The following is a 20,905-nucleotide window of genomic DNA, read 5'->3' on the forward strand; positions in this document are numbered from 1 at the left end:
GCGATCCTAGACCCCCGACGAGATGGAGCGCAACATGAGCGACACGCGTGATCCGGCCGAAAACACGCGGTTCAAGCGCGTGATGCTGAAAATCTCGGGCGAGGCGCTGATGGGCGACCAGGGTTTCGGCCTGCATCCGCCGACGGTGCAGCGCATCGCGGCCGAAGTGAAATCGGTGCATGAGCTGGGTGTCGAGATCTGCATGGTGATCGGCGGCGGCAACATCTTTCGCGGGCTGGCAGGCAGCGCGCAGGGGATGGAGCGCACCACCGCCGACTACATGGGCATGCTGGCGACGGTGATGAACGCGCTGGCGATGCAATCGGCGCTGGAAGGGCTGGGGGTGTTCACCCGGGTCATCAGCGCCATCCGCATGGACGAGGTGGCCGAGCCCTATATCCGCCGCCGCGCGGTCCGGCACCTCGAGAAAAAGCGCGTCTGCATCTTTGCCGCGGGCACCGGCAACCCCTATTTCACCACCGATACGGCGGCGACTTTGCGTGCGAACGAAATGGCTTGCGAGGCGATCTTCAAAGGCACCAAGGTGGACGGGGTCTATGACAAGGACCCGATGCAGCACGACGATGCGGTGCGCTATGACACGATCAGCTACGATGACTGCCTGGCCAAGCACCTGAAGGTGATGGATGCCAGCGCCATCGCGCTTGCGCGCGACAACAACCTGCCGATCATCGTCTTTTCGCTGGACGAGCCCGGCGGGTTCAAGGGCATTCTTGCCGGCACGGGCACCTATACGCGGGTCGGCGGGTAGGCCGGGTGAGCCGGCCGCCCGTGCGCCAAGGCGACGGGCGGCAGGAGATCATACCAGCAGATCGTCCGCCAAGGCCGAAACGGCGATGTTTTCCACGATCAGCCGGTCGCCGTTGCCGAAATCGAAGATCGCGTCTGCGCCCACCTGATCGGCGAATTGCAGCGCCTGCGACGCGGTTGCGAAGTTGAAGTCGCGCAGGTCGATTTCGTCGAGGTTGTTCTCGAAGTCGCGGATACGATCGACCCCGCATCCCCGGGCGAAGACGAAGCTGTCGGCGTCGGCACCGCCGAACAGCCAGTCGATGCCGCGCCCGCCTTCGATCGTGTCGTTGCCGTGGCCGCCCGACATCGTGTCGTCGCCATCCCCGCCCAGCATCTTGTCGTCGCCGGACTGGCCGAAGATGCGGTCATTTCCGGTGCCGCCATAGGCCGCGTCGTTACCAAGGCCGCCGCGCAGCACGTCGTTGCCCGACCCGCCGAACAGCTTGTCGCGCCCGACGCCGCCTTCGACGGTGTCGTCGCTGCCATCGCCGCACAGGGTGTCGAACCCGTCACCGCCGCGCAGCAGATCGCGGCCGTTCTGGCCGAAGATCTGGTCGTTCCCGCTGCCGCCCAGCACGGTATCGTTGTTGTCGCCGGCGTGGATCAGGTCGTTGCCGCCGTCGCCGTTGATGCGGTCGGCGCCTTCGTTGCCTTTCAGCACATCGTCACCGTCGCCGCCGTTCAGCGTGTCGTTGCCCGCGAAGGCGGTGATCGTGTCATTGCCGGTACCGCCGTCCAGCACCTCGTTCTGCGCGCTGCCGTTCAGCACCAGCGGGCCGGGGGCCGGCGGTTCGGGCTCTTGCGGCGGCGGCGGCGGGTCAGCCGGCGGTTGCGGATCGGGAGCGGTCTGCCCGGTGTCGAGGTCGGCCTGACCTCCGGTCGAGGCGAAGTTCTGCGTCACGATCACGGAATAGTAGTTGCCCGAGTCGAACCGGAAATACCCCACCTCGATCCCGATTCCGATATAGTCGAGATTGGGGTTCAGGATGTTGGCGCGGTGGCCGCTGCTGTTCATCAGGCTGACATGCAGGTCATAGACGTCGTCCATGATGCCGGACGAGCCGCGTTCGCTTTGGACCGCGATGTTCTCGGCCGACCGCCAGCTTCCGCTGAAGTCGAAACCGGCGTTGTTCATGCGCTGCGTGGCAGAAGAGCCGCCGACGCCGGTATGAGAGAAGATGTCCGTCTGAAGCATCCAGAGTGAGTGGTCTTCGGCGGATTCGTTGAGGTTCAGTTCCAGTTGCAGCGGATCGGCCCCGACTTTCGACCGCTCGGCGTTGATCAGTTCGAGCATGTAGCGTTCGTATTGATCGGCTTGTATCATCAGCAATACCCTTTGCCTGACTGCCCATCGCCCGCCATCCCCGACGAGCGCATGCCACCCCAGTTCCATGTCAGGCGACTCACGTAAACAACGCTTGTGGCGTCAGTGTGGCGACGGGCTGAAACGCGCTGATTGCAATGCTTCGCACTGGCGTGTATCTGCCGATGGGCGCGAGGGAATGAGAGGGTTTGCCAAGCAATGTCCGACGAATTCGAACTGGATACGGATGATCTGACGCGCCGCATGGATGGCGCGATGGCCAATCTGCGAACCGAGTTCGCATCGCTGCGGACCGGCCGCGCCAGTGCCTCGATGCTCGAGCCGGTGATGGTGGATGCCTATGGCCAGATGACCCCGATCAACCAGGTCGGCACGGTCAACGTGCCCGAACCGCGGATGGTCACGGTCAACGTCTGGGACAAGGGCCTGGTCGGCAAGGTGGAAAAGGCGATCCGCGAATCGGGTCTGGGGATCAACCCGCAGCTCAACGGCACGATCATCATGCTGCCGATCCCGGAACTGAACGAAGAGCGTCGCCGCGAGCTGTCGAAGGTGGCCGGGCAATATGCCGAACATGCCCGCGTGGCGATCCGCAACGTCCGCCGCGACGGCATGGACCAGATCAAGAAGGCCAAGGCCGACGGCCTGAGCGAGGACGACCAGAAGCTTTGGGAAGCCGAGGTGCAGGAGTTGACCGACACCTACATCAAGAAGGTCGACGACGCGCTGGACACCAAGCAACAGGAAATCATGCAGGTTTGATCGGCCTGTTCGGAAACGCGCCAGTGGCGCGTTTCGGCCGATCAAAGGGCGGAGCCCCGGATGGCCAAAGGGCGGAGCCCCGGATGACCAAAGGGCGGAGCCCCGGATGGCCTAACCTCGCCGCATCCCTTGCCGCCGATACGCTTCCGCAATTTCCCGGCAGCGAGCCGCCGCGACCCGTCTTGCAGAGGCTTTTCTCTGGGGTTTCCCCGTGACCTGGGCTAAGACGAGCGGATAAAGGCCGGACAGGCAGGCAGAACGGGGACCAGAAATGGTCAAGACGATCCGGGAGACCGGCGGGCCACGGCATGTGGCGATCATCATGGATGGCAACGGGCGGTGGGCCACGCAACGCGGGCGGCCGCGGCTGTTCGGCCATCATGCCGGCGCCAAGCGGGTGCGCGAGGTCGTCGAAGCCTGTCCCGATCTGGGGGTCAAGTATCTGACGATCTTCGCCTTTTCCACCGAGAACTGGAAACGCACCCAGACCGAGGTGGCCGGGCTCATGAGCCTGTTCCGGCGGTATATCACCCAGGAAGCCAAGGCGCTGAAGCGCGAGAATGTCCGCGTGCGTTTCATCGGCGACCGGGTCAAGCTGGACGACAAGCTGGTCACGCTGATGGACGAACTGGAACTGATGACCGCCGATTGCAGTGGCGTGAACCTGACCATCGCGCTGAATTACGGCGGCCGTGACGAAGTCGCCCGGGCCACGCGGCGGTTGGCCCATGACGTGGCCGCCGGCAAGCTGCGGCCCGAAGACGTGGGTGAAGAAACCCTGCCAAAGTACTTGGATACTTATGTTTTGCCGGATCCCGACCTGGTGATCCGCACGAGCGGCGAGGCGCGGATTTCGAATTTTCTGCTGTGGCAATCGGCCTATGCGGAGTATGAATTCGTCGACACGCTGTGGCCCGATTTCAACGCCGCCGAACTGGCGCGTCTGGTGCAGGGATACGGTGCGCGCGACCGCCGTTACGGCGCGGTCAAGGCATGAGCGGCGCCTCCTGGGAAGACCTGGGCGTGCGCATCGGCTCGGGCGCGGCGATGATCGCGGTCGGGCTCGGCGCTGTCTGGCTGGGCGGCGACTGGTTTCACGTGCTGATCGCGGTGATCTGCGGCGTCATGGTGTGGGAACTGGTCTGCATGCTGGATACCGGCCGGACCCGCAGCCCCTACGTTCTGGCCGGGGTGGCCTTTGTCGCGGCGCTGGCGGCGATCGAACTGCCACCCGCCTTCGCGTTGCCGCTGCTGATGTTTCCGTCGCTGCTGGGATTGTCGCGCATGGAACGCGGCGAGGCGACATTCGCGATCTTCGCCGCGCTGATCCTGCTGGCCGGCTACGGGATGATGGACCTGCGCGACGATTTCGGCCTGGTCTGGATGCTGTGGCTGGTGATGGTCGTGGTGGTGACCGACGTGGCGGGCTACTTTGCCGGGCGCGCCATCGGCGGGCCCAAGCTGTGGCCGCGGGTCAGTCCGAAAAAGACCTGGTCCGGCACGGTGGCGGGCTGGGCCGGCGCGGCGCTGGTCGGGCTGCTTTTCGCGAAGTCGACCGCGGCCGGTTACGGGCTGGCCGGCATCTCGGTCGCGGTCAGCATGGCCAGCCAGATCGGCGATATCGCGGAAAGCGCGATCAAGCGGCGGGCAGGGGTGAAGGACAGCTCGTCGCTGATCCCCGGGCATGGCGGATTGATGGACCGGTTCGACGGCATGCTGGGCGCGGCGCTGTTCATCGTCATCGCCGGCCAGATCGCGGACTTTCCCCCGGGGGCGCCATGAAGCGCGTGACGATCCTGGGCGCCACCGGATCGATCGGGCAGAACACCATCGACCTGATCGCGCGGGCGCCCGACGACTACGACGTGGTCGCGCTGACCGGCGGGCAGAACATCACGCAGCTGGCCCGGGACGCCATCCGGCTTGGGGCGGACGTTGCGGTAACGGCGGACGAAGGCAAGCTCGAGGCGCTGCGCGCGGCGCTGGCGGGCACGGGGATCGAGGCCGCTGCGGGGGAGACCGCGCTGGTTGACGCTGCGTCACGCCCGGCGGATTGGGTGATGTCGGCCATCGTCGGCTTTGCCGGGCTGGCACCGGGCCTGGCGGCGCTGCGACAGGGCGCGACCCTGGCGCTGGCCAACAAGGAAAGCCTGGTCTGCGCCGGGCCGCTGGTGATGGCCACGGCGCGAGACTGCGGCGCACGGGTGCTGCCGGTGGACAGCGAGCATTCGGCGGTGTTCCAGGCCCTGGTCGGCGAGGACATGGCGGCGGTCGAGCGCATCGTGATCACCGCGTCGGGCGGCGCCTTCCGGGACTGGCCGCTGGAGGCGCTGGAGCATGCGACGCCGGAAGAGGCGGCGACGCATCCCAACTGGGACATGGGTCAGAGGATCACGATCGATTCGGCATCCATGTTCAACAAGGCGCTGGAGCTTATTGAAACAAAAGAATATTTCGGGGTCGAGCCCAGCCGGATCGAGGCCGTTGTGCACCCTGAATCCCTGATCCATGCGCTGGTGGGATTCCGCGACGGGGCGCTGATGGCCCATGTCGGCCCGCCCGACATGCGCCACGCGATCGGCTTTGCGCTGCACTATCCCGAACGGCGCGACCTGCCGGTGGCGCGGCTGGACCTGGCCGCCCTTGGCCAACTGAATTTCCGGCCCGCCGACGAGGTGCGATGGCCGGCCTTGCGCCTGGCGCGGGCGGTGATGGAAACCGGCGGCCTGTCGGGGGCGGTGTTCAACGCCGCCAAGGAACGGGCGCTGGACCATTTCCTTGCGCGGCGTATCTCGTTTCCCCAGATGAGCGCGGTTGTCGAGGCGGTTCTGGAGCGTCTATGGGCACGGACGGGCCTTATTGATGCCCCGTTTGATCTTGATAACGTGCGCGAGGCAGACCATCTCGCCCGGGTGACCGCGGACGAGACCGTAGCAGAACGCAGATAGGGGGCCCCTTTGGACCTGACCACGCTGATCCCGCAATTCGGAGGCGTCCTGTGGACGATTTTCGCGTTTATCGTGGCCTTGTCCGTGATCGTCGCCATCCATGAATATGGTCATTACATCGTCGGGCGCTGGTCGGGGATCGACGCCGACGTGTTTTCGCTGGGGTTCGGGCCGGTGCTGTTCTCGCGCTATGACCGGCGCGGCACGAAATGGCAGTTCGCGCTGATCCCGCTGGGCGGCTACGTCAAGTTCAAGGGCGATGCCAACGCATCGGGCGGCCTGGACCTGGATGCGATGTCGCACATGGATGCGGCCGAGCGCCGGCGCACGATGAACGGCGCCCCGCTCTGGGCGCGGGCGGCGACGGTGGCGGCCGGCCCCGCGTTCAATTTTGCCCTGTCGATCATCATCTTCACCGGCGTCTTCATGGCGCGCGGCGTGGTGTCCGAGCCGCTGACGGTGGGCGAACTGCGCACGCTGCCGGTGGCGCAGCAATTACAGGAAGGCGACGTGATCCTGCAGATCGAGGGCAAGGCCCCGCCGTCCTTCGACGACCCGGTCGCCTACGAGGCGTTCATGAAGGCGCTGCCGCAGCAGCCCAGGCTGGAGTATCTCGTGGAACGCGGCGGGCGCCGCGACACGGTGAGCGGTCCGTATGTCTATCCGCCCATCGTGACCAGCATCGTGCCGCGCTCGGCGGCCGGTGATGCCGGTTTGCAGCAGGGCGATGTGATCGTCACCATCAACGGGCAAGAGGTGTTCGCCTTCGACCAGCTCAAGGTCGAGGTCGAAGGCTCGGACGGCGCGCCGCTGGCGCTGGAGGTCTGGCGGGGCGGCGATATCGTTCCCATCACGCTGAGCCCCAAGCGTATCGACGAGCCGCAGCCCGACAACAGTTTTCGCACGGTCTTCCGGATCGGCGTGATCGGGGGCATCGCGTTCGAGCCGGCGACCGAATCCGCCGGCTTCGTGGAATCGTTCACTTCGGGTGTCGTGCAGGTGGGCACGATCATGCAGGGGTCGCTGTCGGGCCTGTGGCACATGATCACCGGCGCGATCAGCACCTGCAACCTGTCGGGGCCGATCGGCATCGCCGAGACCTCGGCCGACATGGCCAGCCAGGGCACGACCAGCTTCATCTGGTTCATCGCCGTGCTGTCGACGGCGGTGGGTCTGCTGAACTTGTTCCCGGTGCCGGTTCTGGATGGCGGCCACCTGGTGTTCCACGCCTACGAGGCGGTGTCGGGCCGGCCGCCCAGCGACCGCGCGCTGCGGGTGCTGATGTCGATCGGACTGACGCTGGTGCTTGGGTTGATGGTCTTCGCTCTGAGCAACGATTTGTTCTGTCCGTGAAACAATCACCGGTCTGAGCGTCAAAATTCGGCCAGATTTCCTGGTTAAGATCGAGGACAAGCGCAAAAAAGGGAGCTTGTCCCATGCAAACGATCAACGCCGGATACCGCAGCCTGCAGCTGATTTTCGTGATCAACTGGGACCGTCTGCTTTATGTCTGCACGATCCTTTTCGCGCTGTTCTTCGGCGCCTTCATCGGCAGCTTTCACGAGCCGGTTCAGATGATGCCGTAACCTGCCGAACACAACGCGCGCGGACGTTGCTTTTCGGCTTTTGACAACTTTGGGCAATCCCGATACTGACGGTGCAACAGGCACGTCAGATTGGATTGCGTTATGGCACGACAGGTCATCGGAAAGCCGTCTCTGAAACTTCGGGCGCGGACAGGCAGGATGACCAGGGGCGCGGCCGCGATCGCCATCGCGGCGGGGCTGTCGTTCTCGGCGGTTCCCGATGCCGCGCTGGCGCAGGATTACCGTTTCCAATCCGTCACCATTGAAGGCAACCAGCGGGTCGAGCCGGGCACCATCCTGAGCTATGCCGGGATCGCCCGCGGCGAAGCGGTGTCGGCGGCCGAACTCAACGACGCGTTCCAGCGGCTCACGGCCTCGGGCCTGTTCGAATCCGTCGACTTGCAACCGCAGGGCTCGCGCCTGGTGATCTCGGTCGTGGAATATCCGACGATCAACCGCATCGCCTTCGAGGGCAACAACCGGATCAAGGACGAGGATCTGGCCAATATCGTCCAGTCGCAGTCGCGCCGGGTGTTCAACCCGCGCCTGGCCGAACAGGACGCGCAGTCGATTTCCGAAGCCTACGGGCAGCAGGGCCGTCTGGCGGCCCGGGTGCAACCCAAGGTCATCCGCCGGTCGGACAACCGCGTCGATCTGGTGTTCGAGATCTTCGAAGGCGGTGTGTCGGAAATCGAGCGCATCGCCTTTGTCGGCAACCAGGCCTATTCCGACCGGCGCCTGCGCCGGGTTCTGGAAACCAAGCAGGCCGGCCTTTTGCGCGCGGTGATCCGCCGCGACACCTTTGTCGAGGACCGGATCGAATTCGATCGCCAGTTGCTGCGCGATTTCTACGCCGCGCGCGGCTATGTCGATTTCCGTATCACCGGCGTCAACGCCGAACTGGCCCAGGAACGCGACGGTTATTTCGTGACCTTCAACGTCGAGGAAGGTCAGCAATTCCGGGTTGGTGCCGTGACCGTGACATCGGACCTGCCGGATGTTGACCCCGATCTGTTCCAGGACGCGGTCAAGCTGCGCGAAGGCGTGGTCTATTCACCCACCCGGGTCGAGGTCGACATCGCGCGGCTGGAACGGCTGGCGATCCGCGAGGGGCTGAACTTCATCCGCGTCGATCCGCGGATCTCGCGCAACGACCGCGATCTGACGCTGGACGTGGAATACGTGCTGACCCGGGGCGAACGCATCTTTGTCGAGCGCATCGACATCGAGGGCAACACCACCACGCTGGACCGTGTCATCCGCCGCCAGTTCGACGTGGTCGAGGGCGATCCGTTCAACCCGCGCGCCATCCGCGAAAGCGCCGAACGCATCCGCGCGCTCGGTTTCTTCAGCAGTTCCGATGTGAACGCGCGCGAGGGTTCGAGCCCCAACCAGGTGATCGTCGACGTGGATGTCGAGGAACAGCCGACCGGCTCGCTCAGCTTTGGCGGGTCGTATTCGACATCAAGCGGCCTGGGCGCCGCGATCTCGTTCTCGGAACGCAACTTCCTGGGCCGCGGGCAGGAGCTGCGCTTTGCGATCAACACCGCGTCGACCACGCGCAACTACAGCTTTTCGTTCACCGAACCGTCGTTTCTGGCACGCGACCTGGCGTTCAACCTTGGTCTGAACTATGCCGAAACCGACAACCAGGGTTCGGCCGAATACGACACGAAGACCGGTGTGTTCCAGCCGAGCTTCACGTTTCCGGTGTCCGAAAACGGCCGGTTGCAATTGCGCTACACGACGCGCCTGAGCGACATGGTCGATGTCGACGAGGACAGCACTTCGGTCGGCCAGATCGTCAAGGAGGAAGCCGCCGAGGGCGAGCGTATCGACAGTTCGGTGGGCTTTACCTACAGCTATGACACCCGCCGGACCGGTCTGAACCCCAATGCCGGGGTATTGCTGGAATTCGGCACCGATTTCGGCGGTCTTGGCGGCGACTCGTCCTTCACCAAGACCTCGGTCCGCGCGGTGGCGCAGACGACCATCCTGAACGAGGAAGTCACCCTGCGCGCGACGCTGGAAGGCGGGTTGCTGAACTATTCAAGCGGCAAGAGCCGGTCGGTCGACCGCTATTTCCTGGGGTCGAGCGTCATGCGGGGCTTCGAGTTCGGCGGCATCGGTCCGCGCGAACGCACCGGCGGCATCGACGATGCGCTTGGCGGCACGAAATTCGCCGTCGCGCGGTTCGAGGCCGAGTTCCCGCTGGGCCTGCCCGAGGAATACGGCATCACCGGCGGTCTGTTCTACGATGTCGGCTCGGTCTGGGGCTTGGACCGGTCGTCGCCGAACGTCATCTACGAGGATTTCAGCGCCCGCCATGTGGTCGGCTTTTCGATCTTCTGGGACAGCGTTCTGGGACCGCTGCGGCTGAACTTCAGCGAGGCGCTGGTCAAGGAAGAACACGACGAGCCGCAAGCCTTCGACCTGACCATCTCGACCCGGTTCTGACGCGATGCGTCGGCTGCGTCGCTGGCTGACCGTGCTGGCGTTGAGCCTGGCTGCGCCGGCCGCCACGGCGCAGACGGTGTCTGGCGGCATGGTGCAAAGCCCGATCCTGGTCATCGAATTCGAACGGGTTTTCGAGCAAAGCGCGTTCGGCCGCCGCGTCGCCGCCGCGCTTGAAAGCGAAGGGGCCGAGATCGCCGCGGAAAACCGCCGGATCGAAGCGGAACTGACCGAGGAGGAACGCCGCCTGACCGAAGAGCGCGCGAGCCTCAGCTCGGAGGCGTTCCGCGCGCTGGCCGATGCCTTTGACGAAAAGGTCCAGCGCCTGCGCCGCGAACAGGACAGCAAGGCGCGCGCCCTGGGTGCGCGGTCGGAGGAAGAACAACGGCGGTTCCTGGCGGCGGCGCAACCGGTTCTGCAACAACTGATGCGCGAGGCCGGGGCCGCGGTGCTGGTCGAACGGCGCAGCGTGCTGCTGGCCGCCGACGATGTCGACATCACCGATATCGCCATATCCCGGGTCGATGCGGCGATCGGAGATGGCAGCGGGCTGTCCCCCGACGACAGCCGCTGAGCGGCTTGCCCCGACCCGGCGGGGTTGCTAGGACCGGGGCGCAGACGAATTGGAAAGACCGACATGACCGAAGCCCTTCGCCGCGCCGACATCCAGATGATCCAGCGCATCCTGCCGCACCGCTACCCGTTTCTGCTGGTCGACCGGGTGGAAGAGATCGACGGCACGTCCTCGGCGCTCGGGATCAAGAACGTCACCATGAACGAGCCGCATTTCCAAGGCCATTTTCCCGGCACCCCGATCATGCCGGGCGTGACCATCGTCGAGGCGATGGCGCAGACCGCGGCGGTGATGGTGGGTGTGGCGATGGATCTGGCCGACAAGGACCTGCTGATCTACTTCATGGCCATCGACAACTGCAAGTTCCGCCGCAAGGTGATCCCCGGAGACCAGTTGGAGATGCGGCTGACCACGCTGCGCGGCAAGCCCGGCGGCAAGGTCTGGAAATTCTCGGGAGTGGCGCAGGTTGACGGCGAAATGGCATGCGAAGCCGAATTCACCGCGATGATGGACCTGCCGTCTTGAGCGATGCCGTGATCCATCCCTCGGCCGTGGTCGAGGACGGTGCGCGGATCGGCGCGGGCTGCGTGATCGGCCCGTTCTGTCACGTCGGTCCGGACGTGGTGCTGGGCGACCGGGTCACGCTCAAGTCGCATGTGGTTGTCACCGGCCTGACCGAGATCGGCGAGGACAGCGTGGTCTTTCCCTTCGCGGTGATCGGCGAAATTCCCCAGGACCTCAAGTTTAAGGGCGAGAAGACCCGTTTGCAGATCGGCAAGCGCAACCGCATCCGCGAGCATGTGACGATGAACACCGGCACCGAAGGCGGCGGCGGCGTGACACGGGTCGGCGATGACGGTCTGTTCATGGCGGGCTGCCACGTGGCCCATGACGCGCAGGTCGGTGATCGGGTGATCCTGGTCAACAACTCGGCGTTGGCGGGGCATTGCGTCATCGAGGATGACGTGATCGTGGGCGGTTTGTCGGGCGTGCACCAATGGGTGCGGATCGGCCGCGGAGCGATCATCGGCGCGGTCACGATGGTGACCAACGACGTGATCCCCTACGGCCTGGTGCAGGCACCGCGCGGCGAATTGCACGGGCTGAACCTGGTCGGGCTGAAACGCAAGGGCGTGGCACGCGCCGATATCACCGCGCTGCGCGCGGCGTTCCAGATGCTGGCGCAGGGCGAGGGCGCGTTCGTCGACCGGGCGAAACGGCTGGGCGGCGAGACCGACAGCGCCTATGTGCGCGAAATCGTCGATTTCATCCTGGGCGACAGCGATCGGTCGTTCCTGACACCGGGCTAGGCCGGTGCTGGCGCTGATCTGCGGGGCGGGGCACTTGCCTGCGGCCGTGGCCGCGGCGCAGTCGGTCGCACCGGTGATCTGCGCGTTGCAGGGTTTCGCACCCGCGGGGTTGCAGCCCGAACTGACCTTCCGGATGGAAACGCTGGGCAGCCTGATGGCGTGGCTGAAGGCCCGCGGCGTCACGCGGGTCTGCTTGTGCGGCCATATCCGCCGGCCCCCGATCGATCCGGCTGCCATCGACGCCGCGACGGTGCCGCTGGTGCCGCGGCTGTCCGAGGCGTTGGGGCAGGGCGATGACGCAGCCTTGCGGATCGTGTTGGCGCTGTTCGAGGAGGCGGGATTTGCGGTGCTGGCCGCGCACGAGGCGGCGCCGTCCCTGCTGCCACCGGCCGGGGTTCCGACGCGGGCCCAGCCGGATGCGGATGCGGCGCCGGCCGCCGCGCTTGGTGACGCCGCCCTGGTGGAAATGGGCGCGGCCGATCTGGGCCAGGCCTGCGTGATCCGCGGCGGCCGTGTCGTCGCGCGCGAGGACATGGCCGGCACCGATGCGATGCTGGCGCGGCTTTCGGGCGATCAGGCGGCGGATCCGGTCAGCTGGCTGATGGACCGAACCGGCGATCTGCTGGGCGATGCGGCGGATTGGCTGTCGGGCATCGACCGGGCGGGTGACGGTCTGCTTTACAAGGCGCCGAAACCGGGGCAGGACCGCCGTGCCGATCTGCCGGTGATCGGGCCGGGCACTGCCATGGCCGCGATCCGCGCCGGACTGGCCGGCATCGTGATCGAAGCCGGCGGCGTGATGGTGCTGGACCGCGCCGCGACCGTGGCGGCTCTGGACCGGGCCGGGTTGTTCCTGTGGGTCCGCGAAAGGCCCGCGTCGTGAAGGTCTTCGTCATCGCCGGCGAGCCATCGGGCGACAAGCTGGGTGCGGCGCTGATGGCCGGCCTGCGCGACCTGGTGCCGGGCGTCGCCTTTGACGGTGTCGGCGGCCCGCGCATGGAGGCCGCAGGCCTGACCAGCCTGTTCCCGATGTCCGAAATCTCGATCATGGGCATCACCGAGATCCTGTCGCAATACCGCGCGCTCAAGCGCCGGATCCGCCAGACCGCCGAGGCGGTGATCGCCGCACGGCCGGACGTGCTGGTGACTATCGACCTGCCGGAATTCAACCTTCGGGTGGCGCGGCTGGTCAAGGCCGCGTCGGATATCCGCGTGGTGCATTACGTGGCGCCGACGGTCTGGGCGTGGCGGCCCGGGCGCGCGGCGCGGATGGCCGCGCATGTCGACCAGGTGCTGGCGCTCTTGCCGTTCGAGCCGCCCTACATGGAAGCCGCGGGCATGCGCTGCGATTTCGTCGGGCACCCGGTGGTGACCGATCCGCAGGCCGGCGCCGGCGAGGCGCGGGCATTTCGCGACGGGCTGGGCATCGGCGACGCGCCGCTGGCGCTGATCCTGCCGGGTTCGCGGCGCTCCGAGGTGTCGCGGCTGCTGCCGGTCTTTCGCGCGGTGGCGCAACGGCTGGTCGCGGCGCGGCCGGAAATCAGGCTGGTGCTGCCGGTCGCGGCACCGGTGCGGGACATGATCGGTCTGGCGATGAAGGACTGGCCGGCGGCGCCGCATATCGTCGATCCGGCGCAGGACCCCGATGGCGCGATGAAACGCGCCGCCTTTGCCGCGGCGGATGTCGCCGTCGCGGCTTCGGGTACGGTGTCGCTGGAACTGGCCGCGGCCGGCACGCCCATGGTCATCGCCTATGACATGAACTGGCTGTCGCGGCAGATCATCGGACGGATGTTGCGGGTCGATACGGTGACGCTGGTCAACCTGGTGTCGGAAACCCGCGCGGTTCCGGAATTCATCGGCCAGGCCTGCCGACCCGACTCCATCGCGCGCGCGGTGCTGGACACGCTAAATGCGCCGGACGCGCAACAGGCGGCGATGGCGGTCACGATGGATCGACTGGGGCAGGGCGGCGAGCCACCCGGTCTGCGGGCGGCACGGGCGGTGCTGGACGGCATCGCCGAGGCGGCCGGGCCAGGGCACTGACGCCCGGCCCGGCAAGGCCCGAAGGCTCAGTTCTGCGCGAGGGCGGGAATGCTGTCGAAAGCGGCGGTGAAGCCCTTGAGCGACATGTCCACGGTCACGGAATTGTCCGGCGCGGCCAACGGCACGATCCGGACCCGGGCGACGTTGCCGCGCTTGAAGGTAGACACGTCCTGTTCGCGCAGGTTCACCCGCGCCACGCAGGATTGGTTGTCGCAGAACATGAACGGGATCTTGGCGGGGCTGCCGCCATCGATGGTCAGCGTCACGCCTTCGGTCAGAAGCGTCAGCAGCGGAGTGTTGATCACCATCACCGCGGCGGGCAGGTTTTCGCCCGCCAGCCGGGTCAGCTCGGCCTCCATCACCGGGTTGTTGTTGGCGTCGCGCATGAGCTGCGCCATCCGGCAGGGGTCTTCGCCGCTCAGCGTTTTCTCGCAGACCAGCCGCCAGTCGCCTTCCTGGCGTTGGTAGACATCGCCGACCGCCGGTTCACCCGAGGGTGCGTCGGCCGTCTGATCCGCGGGCGCATCCGCCGGTGGCGTTTCGGCCGGTGCCTCGGCGGGTGTTTCGCTGGTCGTTTCGGTCTGCTGGGCCAGCGTGGGGACGGCGGTCAGTGCCGCCAGGGCCGCGGCAATGAGCAACGCATGTTTCATGAACAATCCTCTGGATCGGTGTCTGTTTGCGCCCCGATTAACATGGGCGCGCAGCGCTGTCAGGGTGGAAAAACCCGACCTCGCGGCAGGGTGACGCGGAAATCCGCTGCGGGCCGCTTTTCGGACCCTGTTTTGCAGGGGGAACGTCGCGCAACCACTTCAAAACAAAGAGAAAGGGGCCGCTAGGCCCCTTCCCGTTTCACTCCCTGTCGGACCGGCCGACTTTGTCATTGCGCAGACGCTACGAAAGTATGAGGCGTCGGTCAACAGGCTTTTCCACAACAAGCCGCGGGAAGCCCGCACCGATCGCGGGAAAAAAAGACCGCGCCTTTCGGCGCGGCCAGTCTGACAGGGAGGAAGTCAGTCCGAAGCAGGAGAGGACATGTCGCCCCGGACAGGAATGATACTGGCATCAAAAGCTTAAGGATGTATGTTCAGCCCGGGACGACAGCGGAGGACAGGGCGTGACCGAAGGTATTTTCGTTGGCGGTGGCGGTCCGGAATACGGCGAGAAGCAGTGGTTGTCGTTGAAATACGCCAACCGTCACGGGCTGATCGCGGGCGCAACCGGCACCGGCAAGACCGTCACGCTGCAGATCCTGGCCGAAGGCTTTTCGGCCGCCGGCGTTCCGGTCTTCATGTCCGACGTCAAGGGCGACCTGTCGGGCCTTGCGCGACCGGGAAGCGCCGAATTCAAGCTGCACGGCCCTTTCATGGAACGCGCCGCCAAGATCGGTTTCGACGATTTCGGCTATGACGCCTTTCCGGTCACCTTCTGGGATCTGTTCGGCGAACAGGGCCATCCGATCCGCACGACCGTGGCCGAAATGGGCCCGCTGCTGCTGTCGCGGCTGCTGGAGTTGAGCGAGGCGCAGGAGGGCATTCTCAACATCGCCTTCCGGGTCGCGGACGAAGAGGGGATGCCGCTGCTCGATCTGGACGACCTGCGTGCGATGCTGGTCTGGCTGGGCGAGAACCGCGATGCCCTCAGCCTGCGCTATGGCAACCTGGCGACGTCCTCGATCGGGGCGATCCAGCGTCGCCTGCTGGTGCTGGAAAACCAGGGCGGGTCCAAGCTGTTCGGCGAACCGGCGCTGGATCTGCACGATTTCATGCGGGTGGGTGCGGACGGGCGCGGGCAGGTGAACATCCTGGCCGCCGACACGTTGATGGGGGCGCCGCGGCTTTACGCGACCTTCCTGCTGTGGATGTTGTCGGAACTGTTCGAGGAACTGCCCGAGGTGGGCGATCCGGACAAGCCCAAGCTGGTCTTCTTCTTCGACGAGGCGCATCTGCTGTTCGACGACGCGCCCAAGGCGCTGGTCGACAAGGTGGAACAGGTGGCGCGGCTGATCCGGTCGAAGGGGGTGGGGGTCTATTTCATCACCCAGAACCCCGACGACGTGCCCGAGGACATCCTGGGCCAGTTGGGCAACCGGGTGCAGCACGCCCTGCGGGCCTTCACCGCGCGCGACCAGAAGGCGTTGCGGATGGCGGCCCAGACCTATCGCGAAAACCCGCGGTTCGACATCGAAACCGCGATCCGCGAGGTCGGTGTGGGCGAGGCGGTGACCTCGATGCTGCAGCCGAAGGGCGTGCCGGGCGTGGCCGAACGCACGCTGATCCGCCCGCCGTCGTCGCAGCTTGGGCCGATCTCGAAGGCCGATCGCGCTGCGGTGCTGGCGGGATCCGACCTGGCGGGCAAGTACGACCAGGCGATCGACCGGCATTCGGCGCATGAAATGCTGGCCGAGCGCGCTGCGGCAGCGGCAAAAGCGGCGGAAGAAGCCGAAAGGCATGAGGCTGAACTGGAAGCCGCGCAGCGCGAATACCAGGCCGGGCGGCGCTATTCCGGCACCCGCGTCGGCCGGTCGACGGCGCGCGCGACCCGAAGTAGCGGCGGTTTCGGCGCCGAGGTGGCCAAGGTGGTCATCAAGGAGCTCAAGGGCACCACCGGGCGCCGGATCGTGCGCGGCATCCTGGGCGGTCTTTTCAAGGCGCGCTGAGGCCCGGCGGGTCCGCCATGTTCCGATCACGGCTTTTGTGATAGGTTCGGCGCGCGGGGAGGTGCGCCGGCCGAGTCGGTGGCGCGTTGGTTTTCCTGATCGTTACCGGTTCGGCCGGTTGCCTGATCCCCGTAGACCTGTCGCGCGTTTGCGCGCTGCCGGGCTGTGATTTTGCGACAACCGTTCCTTTTCAAACCAACCCATTCGGGAGGACCCCATGCCGTTTTATCTGTTTCAAGGCCGCTACACCTCGGACGCCATCAAGGCGATGATCACCAAACCGCAAGACCGCGAAGTCGCGGCGCGCTCGATGATCGAGGCGATGGGCGGCAAACTGCACCACATGTTCTTCTGCTTCGGTCACGATGACGTCGTGGCACTGATCGAAGCACCGGACGACGAAACCGCCGCTGGTTGCACGATGATCGTGGGTGCATCCGGCGCGATGTCCGGTGGTGCGACGACCAAACTCTTGACCAGCGCGCAGGCGCAGGCGGCGATGAAGAAAGCCGGCGCGGGGGTGGCGAAATACACGCCCGCGACGGGCTGAGCGCGACAAACCATGCAAAAGCGCCCGGGCCATCGGTCCGGGCGCTTTTGCTTTTGTGTGTGGGTGTGCGTGTGCGGCAGGTGCGGATTTCAGGCCAGTCCCCAGGCACACATGCAGAAATTCCGTGCCCATTTCGTCGAATGCTTTGACAGACCGGGCAGGACCTGGATGCGGCGCTCGCCGTTTTCGGTCACGCAACGCACCGTGGCATTGGGTTTGGCCCCCGTCGCCTTGCAGAACTTGCGGCCTTCCCGGATCGCCTGGCGGTTCAGGCCCGGCGAAAACGCCGCGTGAACAAGTCCGTCCTTTTCGATGCATTGCACCAAGTCGACCAGCGGTTTCGGCGGGACGGGACGGCGCGGGCGTTCGCCCTCTTCGCCTTCCTCGCCTTCATTGGACACCTCGCGTTCCTTCGGCGGTTCGACATCGGGCGGATCGAAGCTGGGACGGTCGTAGCTGGGCGGCTCGGGCGGATCGTCCAACGCGACGACGACGCTTGCCATGCTGACCGCCGCAATCGCCAGAACCGCGCACAAGGCGTGCTGCAAGCGACGGGTTGCACAAGAGTAATGCTTCATCGATCAACTCCTTTCATGGCCAGGGCGGCCCAATCTTCTCTCGCGTCTCGTCAGGCGAAGCGCGGGCTTTCGAAAATGACGACCTGACCCGGCAGGACCGGTCCGGCCGAAGCCGGCACGGTGGCCACCACCTGGGTGCCCGCCAGGATCAGGGTATCGCCGGTGGCCGGGTCGATCTCGGTCGTGACGGGTTCGGTGTCGCCGCCTTCGGGGAACAGGACCACGATCAGTTCATCGGCGGTCAGATCCTGGATCTCCGGCGGATTCGCGGGATCGACCCAGATGCCGGTGAAGAACAGGTCGGTTCCTTCCCCGCCCACCGCGGTATCGCCGCTGCCCAGTTCGATCCTGTCATCGCCATCGCCGCCCAGCAGCAGATCCGGGTCGTAGATGTCGCTTTCGCTGAGCAAGCCGTCATCATCGCCGTCGAAAAAGCCGAACAGCTGGTCACCGTCATCGCCGCCCGACAAGGTGTCTGCGCCCGCATTGCCCAGAAGGTCGTCGAATCCGGGTCCGCCTTCGATCGAATCGTCGCCGTCGCCGCCGAACAGGTCGTCGTCATCGTCTCCGCCGTCGATCACGTCGTCGCCGTCGCCACCCACGATCTCGTCGTCGCCTTGCCCTCCGGTGAGGGTGTCCTGGCCGTTGTCGCCGAACAGCTGATCATTCCCGGTGCCGCCATCGATGACGTCGTCGCCGTCTTCGCCTGCGACCACGTCGTCGCCTGCGCCGCCGGACAGGGTGTCGTCACCTGCCGCGCCGAAAACCGTGTCGTCGCCCGCCTCGCCATCAGCCTGATCCGCCCCCGGTCCGGCGTCGAGCACGTCGTCGCCATCGCCGCCCAGGAGGGTGTCGTCGCCGCCGGCCGCGGCGATCGTGTCATCGCCGTCGGTACCTTCGAGCAGATCGTTGCCGCCGGTTCCTCTCAGGATGTCGTCAAGACCGGTTCCGCCGCCGCCGGTGTCGTCGCCGCCACCGCCGTCGTCGCCGCCATCGGTGTCGCCGCCGTCCAAGTCATCGTCATCGCGGTCAGAGCCGCCGTTTCCACCGGACGAGGCAAGGGCCATCGCGCCGCCACCAAGCAACAAGAGCAAGAAGAATTCCATGAGCCGAACCTCCGCAGGGGATGCCCGACAGTGTTGGCCGGAAAGCGCCGTATTCTTAACACTTTCTTAACACATTCGGTTAAATCGGCAGTGACTCGGGCACAATCGATCGAATCGGACCGAATTGTTCATCCGTTTGGTAGAGGCGGCATCGCCCAACACTCCCCCTGATTGCGCTGGACAAATCCGCGACTTTCCGGCCTGGTCGTTTCGAATCATCTGGGGCGGCAAGACGGCAAAGGGCCCGGCCATGCGGCCGGGCCCCGTTCCTGCAAATCCGTCCGGATCAGTTAGCCGAAGCCAGTTCCTTGGGCAGGCGGAAGGTCCAGAGCAGACCGCCCTGGTTCAGGTAGTTGACCTTCTTGGCGACCTCGCCACCCCAGAGCGGCACCGCGCCGCCCCAGCCCGAGATGACCGAGACATACTGTTCGCCATCCTGTTCCCAGGTGATCGGCTGGCCGACGATGCCAGAGCCGGTCTGGAACGACCAAAGCTTTTCACCGGTTTCGTCATCCAGCGCCACGAACTCGCCTTCGGGGGTGCCGTAGAACACCAGGCCACCCGCGGTGGTCATCACGCCACCCCAGAGCGGAGCGTCGTTCTTGACCTCCCATTTCAGTTCCATCGTGTCGGGGTCGATCGCCTTGAGGCTGCCGATATGGTCCTCGTAGTTCGGCTTGATGGTAAAGCCCGAGCCCAGGTAGGCCGCGCCCTTCTTGTAGGTCACCGGCTCGTTCCAGATGTCCATGCCCCATTCGTTCGAGGGCACGTAGAAATTGCCGGTGCGCTGCGAGAACGCCATCGGCATCCAGTTCTTGCCGCCGAGGAAGGACGGAGAGGCGAAGATCACCGCGCCCTTCTTGCCGTCGGCCGCTTCGGCCGGGTCGCCGGGGCGGTTTTCCTCGACAAAGATCGGGCGGCCGTTCTCGTCGATGCCACTGGCCCAGGAGATATCCTTGACGAAAGGCATGGCCGAAACGAAGCCGCCATCGGCCGCGTCGAGCACGTAGAAGAACCCGTTGCGGTCGGCCGTGGCCAGGCGCTGGTTGCCGGCGCGGTCGTTATAGGCGACCACTTCGTTCACGCCGTCGTAGTCCCAGCCTTCGCGCGGAGTGGTCTGGAAGTGCCACTTGATCTCGCCATCGGCGGGGTTGATGCCGATCCGGCTGGCCGCATAGAGGTTGTCGCCGGTGCCGTCGTTCTTTTGGCCCGCATCGCGCAGCCACGAATTCCAGGGCGCGGGGTTGCCTGCGCCGAAGATCAGCGTGTCGGTGCGTTCGTCATAGGAACCGCCCAGCCAGGTCGCCCCGCCGCCGGTCTTCCACATGTCGCCCGGCCAGGTGGCGTTCAGCGTACCGGTCATGGTGCTTTCCTGACCATTCAGCGTGCCCATATGGCCTTCGATCACCGGGCGTTCCCAGACCAGGTCGCCGGTGTTCACGTCACGCGCCTGCACCGATCCGACGATGCCGAATTCGCCACCGGAATTCCCGGTGATGACCAGCCCGTTCACGATCAGCGGCGCGGCGGTGTAGCTGTAGCCGGCCTTGTAATCGTCGATCTGGTCGCGCCAGACCACGTCGCCCGTCTTGGCGTTCAGCGCCACGATGCGCGCATCCAGCGTGCCGAAGATCACCTTGTCGCCATAAAGCGCGGCACCGCGGTTGATGACGTCGCAGCAGGGAAGGATGCCTTCGGGCAGGCGGGCGTCGTATTGCCAGATCTCTTTTCCGGTCTTCACGTCGATGGCGTAAAGCCGGGAATACGACCCGGTGATGTACATGATCCCGTCATAGACCAGCGGCTGGGTTTCCTGCCCGCGCTGTTTTTCCCCGCCCAGGCTGAAGGCCCAGGCCGGAACCAGGTTCTTGACGTTTTCGCGGTTCAGCATGTCCAGCGGCGAATAGCGCTGCAGGTGCCGGCCCATGCCGTTGGTCACGACCTGGTCGGTCATGGTCTGGTCGTTGGCCAGCATATCCTCGGTCACTTCGGCCTGGCCCATCGTGGCCAGCATTCCGAACGCGACGGCGGCGACGAATCTGTTCATGTGTTTCCTCCCGTGAACACGCCGTTGAAATGGCCGCCGGGTGAATGGCGGCCGGTCTTTCCCGAGCCCGAGTATAGTCATGCGCCCCGTGCGCCATATGCGACGTGAGTCTTACGACCTTCGCGGGCTTGACAGGGCGGGGGACGAATCG

General features: G+C 65.7%; 20 protein-coding genes. 15 read left to right on the forward strand and 5 right to left on the reverse strand.

Annotation, left to right across the window (positions count from 1 at the left end):
- Window positions 1-34: 34 nt before the first annotated feature.
- Entirely contained in the window at window positions 35-772 is a 738-nt protein-coding gene (gene pyrH, locus KUH32_RS13825; RefSeq protein ID WP_217779191.1) for a UMP kinase, read from the forward strand.
- A gap of 48 nt (window positions 773-820) precedes the next feature.
- Here pyrH and KUH32_RS13830 read toward each other — a convergent pair whose 3' ends face one another.
- Window positions 821-2,137 carry a CAP domain-containing protein gene (locus KUH32_RS13830; protein ID WP_217779192.1) on the reverse strand — a complete coding sequence of 439 codons (1,317 nt, stop codon included), beginning with the start codon at window positions 2,135-2,137 and terminating at the stop codon, window positions 821-823.
- Between the two features lie 198 nt (window positions 2,138-2,335).
- Here KUH32_RS13830 and frr point away from each other — a divergent pair, with 198 nt between their 5' ends.
- The 12 genes from frr (at window position 2,336) to lpxB (ending at window position 13,817) form a co-directional block, all read left to right on the forward strand.
- Complete coding sequence (gene frr / locus KUH32_RS13835) at window positions 2,336-2,899, forward strand: ribosome recycling factor (RefSeq protein WP_217779193.1); 564 nt, start codon at window positions 2,336-2,338, stop codon at window positions 2,897-2,899.
- A 271-nt stretch (window positions 2,900-3,170) separates the two neighbouring features.
- Window positions 3,171-3,896, forward strand: a complete 726-nt coding sequence (uppS, locus tag KUH32_RS13840; RefSeq protein WP_217779194.1) for an undecaprenyl pyrophosphate synthase — start codon at window positions 3,171-3,173, stop codon at window positions 3,894-3,896.
- On the forward strand, window positions 3,893-4,681 hold the full coding sequence (locus KUH32_RS13845; protein ID WP_217779195.1) for a phosphatidate cytidylyltransferase: 789 nt from the start codon (window positions 3,893-3,895) through the stop codon (window positions 4,679-4,681). The genes uppS and KUH32_RS13845 overlap by 4 nt, the downstream gene beginning before the upstream one ends.
- Window positions 4,678-5,847 carry a 1-deoxy-D-xylulose-5-phosphate reductoisomerase gene (gene dxr / locus KUH32_RS13850; protein ID WP_217779196.1) on the forward strand — a complete coding sequence of 390 codons (1,170 nt, stop codon included), beginning with the start codon at window positions 4,678-4,680 and terminating at the stop codon, window positions 5,845-5,847. Before KUH32_RS13845 ends, dxr begins: the two co-directional genes overlap by 4 nt.
- 9 nt (window positions 5,848-5,856) lie before the next feature.
- On the forward strand, window positions 5,857-7,200 hold the full coding sequence (rseP, locus tag KUH32_RS13855) for an RIP metalloprotease RseP (RefSeq protein ID WP_217779197.1): 1,344 nt from the start codon (window positions 5,857-5,859) through the stop codon (window positions 7,198-7,200).
- A gap of 83 nt (window positions 7,201-7,283) precedes the next feature.
- A complete protein-coding gene (locus KUH32_RS13860; protein WP_217779198.1) occupies window positions 7,284-7,433 on the forward strand; it encodes a hypothetical protein in 150 nt (49 codons plus the stop codon).
- Window positions 7,434-7,592: 159 nt separating this feature from the next.
- On the forward strand, window positions 7,593-9,890 hold the full coding sequence (gene bamA / locus KUH32_RS13865) for an outer membrane protein assembly factor BamA (protein ID WP_217779199.1): 2,298 nt from the start codon (window positions 7,593-7,595) through the stop codon (window positions 9,888-9,890).
- A gap of 4 nt (window positions 9,891-9,894) precedes the next feature.
- The gene (locus tag KUH32_RS13870) at window positions 9,895-10,461 is read left to right on the forward strand and encodes an OmpH/Skp family outer membrane protein (RefSeq protein ID WP_217779200.1); all 567 of its coding nucleotides are present in this window, start codon (window positions 9,895-9,897) and stop codon (window positions 10,459-10,461) included.
- A gap of 63 nt (window positions 10,462-10,524) precedes the next feature.
- Window positions 10,525-10,986: a 3-hydroxyacyl-ACP dehydratase FabZ gene (gene fabZ / locus KUH32_RS13875; protein WP_217779201.1), complete on the forward strand. Its 462-nt coding sequence runs from the start codon at window positions 10,525-10,527 to the stop codon at window positions 10,984-10,986.
- Window positions 10,944-11,771, forward strand: coding sequence for an acyl-ACP--UDP-N-acetylglucosamine O-acyltransferase (lpxA, locus tag KUH32_RS13880; protein ID WP_217779202.1), 828 nt, complete (start codon window positions 10,944-10,946; stop codon window positions 11,769-11,771). Before fabZ ends, lpxA begins: the two co-directional genes overlap by 43 nt.
- A gap of 4 nt (window positions 11,772-11,775) precedes the next feature.
- Window positions 11,776-12,654, forward strand: a complete 879-nt coding sequence (locus KUH32_RS13885) for an LpxI family protein (protein WP_217779203.1) — start codon at window positions 11,776-11,778, stop codon at window positions 12,652-12,654.
- The gene (gene lpxB / locus KUH32_RS13890) at window positions 12,651-13,817 is read left to right on the forward strand and encodes a lipid-A-disaccharide synthase (protein WP_217779204.1); all 1,167 of its coding nucleotides are present in this window, start codon (window positions 12,651-12,653) and stop codon (window positions 13,815-13,817) included. The genes KUH32_RS13885 and lpxB overlap by 4 nt, the downstream gene beginning before the upstream one ends.
- Before the next feature lie 26 nt (window positions 13,818-13,843).
- Here lpxB and KUH32_RS13895 read toward each other — a convergent pair whose 3' ends face one another.
- Window positions 13,844-14,467 (reverse strand): invasion associated locus B family protein, encoded by a 624-nt coding sequence (locus tag KUH32_RS13895; protein WP_217779205.1) that lies wholly within the window; start codon window positions 14,465-14,467, stop codon window positions 13,844-13,846.
- 464 nt (window positions 14,468-14,931) lie between these two features.
- Here KUH32_RS13895 and KUH32_RS13900 point away from each other — a divergent pair, with 464 nt between their 5' ends.
- Window positions 14,932-16,473, forward strand: coding sequence for a helicase HerA-like domain-containing protein (locus KUH32_RS13900; protein ID WP_217779206.1), 1,542 nt, complete (start codon window positions 14,932-14,934; stop codon window positions 16,471-16,473).
- A gap of 217 nt (window positions 16,474-16,690) precedes the next feature.
- Window positions 16,691-17,023, forward strand: coding sequence for a GYD domain-containing protein (locus KUH32_RS13905; protein WP_217779207.1), 333 nt, complete (start codon window positions 16,691-16,693; stop codon window positions 17,021-17,023).
- Between the two features lie 89 nt (window positions 17,024-17,112).
- Here KUH32_RS13905 and KUH32_RS13910 read toward each other — a convergent pair whose 3' ends face one another.
- From KUH32_RS13910 to KUH32_RS13920, 3 genes are all read right to left on the reverse strand, one after another.
- Complete coding sequence (locus KUH32_RS13910; RefSeq protein ID WP_217779208.1) at window positions 17,113-17,601, reverse strand: hypothetical protein; 489 nt, start codon at window positions 17,599-17,601, stop codon at window positions 17,113-17,115.
- 50 nt (window positions 17,602-17,651) lie between these two features.
- Window positions 17,652-18,707: a calcium-binding protein gene (locus KUH32_RS13915; RefSeq protein WP_217779209.1), complete on the reverse strand. Its 1,056-nt coding sequence runs from the start codon at window positions 18,705-18,707 to the stop codon at window positions 17,652-17,654.
- 286 nt (window positions 18,708-18,993) lie between these two features.
- Window positions 18,994-20,754 carry a PQQ-dependent methanol/ethanol family dehydrogenase gene (locus KUH32_RS13920; RefSeq protein WP_217779210.1) on the reverse strand — a complete coding sequence of 587 codons (1,761 nt, stop codon included), beginning with the start codon at window positions 20,752-20,754 and terminating at the stop codon, window positions 18,994-18,996.
- Window positions 20,755-20,905 lie beyond the last annotated feature (151 nt).

The organism is Thalassococcus arenae, from assembly GCF_019104745.1.
Taxonomy (GTDB): domain Bacteria; phylum Pseudomonadota; class Alphaproteobacteria; order Rhodobacterales; family Rhodobacteraceae; genus Thalassococcus_B; species Thalassococcus_B arenae.